This is a genomic window from Actinomadura logoneensis, from assembly GCF_003428695.1.
GTDB classification, from domain to species: Bacteria; Actinomycetota; Actinomycetes; order Streptosporangiales; family Streptosporangiaceae; genus Spirillospora; species Spirillospora logoneensis.
Map to the genome: position 1 here is coordinate 1 of NZ_QURH01000720.1, position 3,224 is coordinate 3,224.

Genomic DNA, 3,224 nt, shown 5'->3' on the forward strand with positions numbered 1-3,224 from the left:
GATCACCGGTCGCCCGCACCCGGACCTCGCCGGTCGGCCGCGGGTCCGCCGCCATCCGCGGCCCCCCGTCGGAAGCCGTGGGCGGCGGGGCGGACGTCGCTTCGCCCGGCTGAGGGGCGATCGCCGTCAGCCGCGCTCGCGGGACGGCGGTGGCCAGGGTGTCGGCCGCCATGCGCTTCGGGCCCGGAGAGGCCGCCGCCGAGGCGTGCCGGGCGGCCGGGAGGCGGATCTCCCATCGCGCGCGCGTGCGTGGTGCGGGCGTGGGGCGCGGAGCCGGTGCGCTCGCCGGGCGGGTGCCACCGACCGGCGAGAGCCTTGCGTGCTCGCCTTTGCCGGTCATCAGCACTCCAGAAGAGACGGGGAGGAACGCGCCGCGCCTCGACGGGGCAGCTCATCGCATGGTATCCAGCGATCGCCGAGCTCCCGCCGCGCCCCGCCCGTCCCAGGCCGCCCGCGCCCGTCCTCCCGCGGAGGCCGCCACCGTGCAGGGGTCGGCCTCCGGACGCCGGGACGGTCAGTGCTTCTGGCGGCAGTCCGCCCCGAGGCAGGTGGCGTTCTCCACGAGCGGACGCCCGTTCACCAGGATCGTGTAGTACTGCTCCTGCGTCGTGCCCTCGCCCGCCCCGATCACCTGCACCGGCTGGTGGTCGGACGTGCTGGAGGTGCAGGTGACGCGCATCTTCCGCTTCGTCCAGCCCGGGCTGTCCGTGCAGTTCAGGGCCGAGGTGAGCGTGACGCCGCGGTGGGCGAGCTCCTCGCCGCCCCGGCGCGCCACGCCCGCGCGCAGCGCGTTCTGGGTCTTGTAGCGCAGTTCCTTGGTGTGGGAGAGCGCCAGGTAGGCGATTCCGGCGGCGACCCCCACGACGACGACGGCGAGCGTGCCCGTGGCCAGGATCTTCGCCCGGCCCTTGAAGAGGGCTTTCGTCCGGCCCACGACCAGGGCCTTCATCCGCGAGATCTTCACGGCTGTAGCGTCACCGCTCGGCGGCTCGGGCACGCCTGCGCGGTCCGGGATTTTTGTCGATCATGCGCTCTCGTTGCGCCCCCTTCACACCGTTCGCTCCCGTCGCCGGAGAGGGACGGCCCCGCCGGACGCCGGTCAGGTGGTGCGGCGGCAGCCGGTGCCGATGCAGTCGCGGTCGATCAGGAGGCGTCCGCCGACGGTCACCTGGTAGCGCTCGCGCGGCTCGGCGGTGTCGGCGGCGGTGACCGTCCCCCTGATCTGGACGGGTTGGCCGTCGGTCGTCCGCGCCGTGCACGTGATCCGCACCTCGGCGACCGTCCCGGTGGAGGGCGTCTGGCACACCGGCCGCGCGTGCAGGCGGACGCCCCGGGCCCGGAGGTCGGCGACCGCCCCGTCCGCCACGGCGTTGCGGTACGCGCCCTCGGAGATCCGCTGCATCGCGCCGCAGCCGCTCAGCCCCGCCACGGCCAGCAGCGCGACGAACGTCACACCCAGCCGCCGCGCCCGTCCGCGTGGCGCGGCGGCCGTCGGGGGCGTCACGAGGCGATCCCGTGGGCGCGGTCGATCGCGTCGGCGACCGCGTCCGGACGGTCGAACTGCACCATGTGCCGGCAGTCGGGAAGATCGACCTGGTGGCCGCGCGGGGACATCCCGGCGATGCGCCGGTGGCAGCCCGCCCACTCGGCGGCGTCGCCCGCGTCGGCGAGGGCGGTCAGCACCTCCAGCGGGACGTCGGGCAGCGGCTGGCGCGCGCGCAGGGCCAGCAGGTCGGCGGCGGCCTCCCGGTAGGCGACGTCCTCGGCGATGACCGTGCCGAGCACCGCGCCGCGCCCGTAGACCGACCGGACGACCTCGGGCGGCACCGGCTCGCCCCGCCCGGTCGCCTGCCTCAGCGTGATGCGCCGTCCGAGCGGCCCGATCACGCGGGACAGCCGGGTCGCCTCCAGGCCCGCGCCGGTGGCGCGCAGCACCGGGAACATGGCCGCGCTGATCCGCAGCCCGGCGCAGTTGACCCGCTCCTCGCAGCTCGGATCGACCAGCACCAGCGCGCGCACGAGGTCAGGATGCAGCCGGGCCAGCGCCTCGGCGTGGAACCCGGCCATCGAGTGCGCGACGACCGTGACCGGCTCCGGGCTCGTCCGCGCGAGGTCGGCGAGGACCCCCACGTCCCGGCGCAGGCTGGCCGGACGGCGCGCGGCGGGGCTCAGCCCCAGCCCCGGACGGTCGAACGCGAGCACCCGGTACCGGTCGCCCAGCAGCTCGATGACCGGCTCCCAGTCGAACCAGGCGCCGCCGAGCCCGCTGCTGAGCAGCAGCGTCGGCGCGTCCGGCGGCCCGGACTCCACCACGTGCACGCGCTCGCCCCCGGCGGTGGCGATGCGCCCCCCTGCCGCGACCGGCTCGTTCGCGACCGGTTCGGCCGCGTCCGACCACTCCGCCGATGCCGCGATCCGGTCCGCCGGGGCCTGCTCACCGCTCGTCACAGGGACGTCGTCTCCTTCGCCGGAACGGGACGGCCGGACGCCGCGACGCGCCGTGCGGCCCGCCAGTCGGCCCCGAGCGCCCACGCGATCGTGAGCAGGCCGAGGCAGAGAATGCTGATCTGGACGCGCTGCAGGATGCCGAGCCACTCGCCGACCAGCATCGCGACCACGGTGCCGAGCGCGAACACCGTCTCGACCACCGCCAGCAGCCAGCCGAACCGGGCCAGCGCGGGCCACCAGCCGTACCGGCGGGCCGCGATCGACAGGGTGAGCAGGGCCGCGACACCGCAGGCGATCACCGCGCTGCTGGTCACCGAGTGGAACGAGTGCGAGAACGACACCTTGTCGGCGCGCTCCCGCAGCGCGCACCACGTCTCCAGGCTGGGCGCGCAGTCCAGCGGGAACAGGGCGTCGCCCATGGCGCACAGCCCGAACAGGCCGAGGAAGCCCCAGCCGACCGTGCTCCAGAACCGGCGCCGCAGCGTGGTCAGCGCGGTGCCCGCGACGATGATCGACAGGACGCCGGTGACCAGGTCGCCGCCGCTGTAGACCAGGTGGAACGGCTGGTCGCGCGCGGACAGCTCGCTGACGTACCCGTTCACGAGGTCGAGGGACGGGCTGAGCAGGTGCTCCAGCATGAAGGTCGCGTAGCTGAGCCCGGCCACGGCCGCGAGCACCGCCGCGAACAGCGGCGCGACGCCCGGCCGCACCGCCGCCGTCCCCGCGTGCGGCGCCGGAGCCCGCTCCTCGCCGGTTCCCTCGGCCGCGGCCCGCCC

At 75.8% G+C, this 3,224-nt stretch carries 4 protein-coding genes; all 4 read right to left on the reverse strand.

Translation table 11 applies throughout. The features are described from left to right. Window positions 1-514: 514 nt before the first annotated feature. Complete coding sequence (locus tag DZF91_RS26180; protein WP_235834572.1) at window positions 515-964, reverse strand: hypothetical protein; 450 nt, start codon at window positions 962-964, stop codon at window positions 515-517. A gap of 135 nt (window positions 965-1,099) precedes the next feature. Further along, on the reverse strand, window positions 1,100-1,504 hold the full coding sequence (locus DZF91_RS26185; RefSeq protein ID WP_117359850.1) for a hypothetical protein: 405 nt from the start codon (window positions 1,502-1,504) through the stop codon (window positions 1,100-1,102). After that, a complete protein-coding gene (locus DZF91_RS26190) occupies window positions 1,501-2,448 on the reverse strand; it encodes an alpha/beta fold hydrolase (protein ID WP_235834573.1) in 948 nt (315 codons plus the stop codon). Before DZF91_RS26190 ends, DZF91_RS26185 begins: the two co-directional genes overlap by 4 nt. Continuing rightward, window positions 2,445-3,224: DUF998 domain-containing protein (locus DZF91_RS26195; protein WP_328589214.1), on the reverse strand; the 780-nt coding region annotated here is incomplete at its 5' end. The genes DZF91_RS26195 and DZF91_RS26190, both read right to left, overlap by 4 nt.